This is a genomic window from Streptomyces colwelliae, from assembly GCF_048158785.1.
Taxonomy (GTDB): Bacteria; Actinomycetota; Actinomycetes; order Streptomycetales; family Streptomycetaceae; genus Streptomyces.
On sequence record NZ_JBLTJC010000799.1, the window covers coordinates 1 to 1338 of the forward strand.

The 1338-nt window shown below is 66.5% G+C and carries 1 protein-coding gene; it reads left to right on the plus strand.

Features of this window, described 5'->3' with window-relative positions; genetic code table 11:
• On the plus strand, window positions 1-1338 hold a 1338-nt coding region (locus ACNFOC_RS54445; protein ID WP_416966322.1), incomplete at both ends, for a glycoside hydrolase family 43 protein.

Below are 1338 nucleotides of genomic sequence, written 5' to 3' on the forward strand. Positions count from 1 at the left end.
CGGCATGGCCGCGACCGTCCCCCTCGCGGCCACCGGCGCGCTCACGCTCGGCGCGGGCAGCGCGCGGGCCGCGACCAACTCGGCTTACGTCATGTGCTACTTCACCGAGTCGCCGACGTTCCTGGGCGCCAATTACGGCCTGCACCTGGCCGTCAGCCCCGACGGTCTGCAATGGACCCCGCTCAACCAGAACGCCCCCGTCGCCACCCCCACCGCCGGCTCCCTCGGCCTGCGCGACCCGTTCATCCTGCGCAAGCAGGACGGCACGTTCGTGGTCCTCGCCACCGACCTCAACGGCACCGACTGGTCGTACGTCAGCCAGTACATCCACGTCTGGGACTCCACCGACCTGCGCACCTTCACCGGTTACCGGCGGATGAAGGTGCACAGCCTGGACACCCACGCCTGGGCGCCGGAGTCGTTCTGGGACGCGGGGCGCGGGCAGTACGGCGTGATCTACTCGGCCGTCAACGACAGCGGCCACAACGTCATCATGGTCAACTACACCAGCGACTTCGTGACCGCCGGTGATCCGCAGGTGTTCTTCGACCCCGGCTACGACGTCATCGACGGTGATCTCGCCGTGGGGGTGAACGGGGTCAACTACCTCTACTTCAAGAAGAATTCGACGCTGGTCGGCGCGAAGTCCACGTCACTGGACCCGGGCAGTTTCACCGAGTTCAGCACGGCGGTCTCGCACAACGGCACCGAGGCGCCGACGCTCGTCAAGTCCCTTGCTTCCAGCTCCACTTGGTACCTCTGGGGTGACACCTGGGACCCCAACGGCGTCTTCTACGCCTGGCAGACCAGCAGCCTCGCCGCCGGCACCTGGACGGCCGTCGACCAGAAGCTCTACACGCAGCCGCTCAACTCCAAGCACTGCGGCATCCAGCCGATCACCACGGCCGAGTACAACAACCTCGTCGCCAAGTGGGGCACCCCGGCCTGGAACCGGCTCAAGTCCTACAACTACCCGGCCCGTTACGTCCGCCACTCCAACTTCGTCGGCCGGATCGACGAGTACGCCTTCGACCCGTACACCGACTCGCAGTGGAAGCTGGTGCCGGGTCTCGCTGACTCGACCGGGGTGTCCTTCCAGTCGGTCAACTACCCGACCCGCTATCTGCGGCACTACGACTACGCGCTCCAACTCGACGTGAACGACGGCACGTCGACGTTCGCCGGGGACGCCACGTTCTACCGGACGGCGGGGCTCGCGGACTCCTCCTGGGCGTCCTTCCGGTCGTACAACAACCCGACGCGCTACATCCGGCACTCCAACTACGTGCTGCGCATCGACCCGATCTCCACGACAGCGGCACAGCAGGACGCGACGTT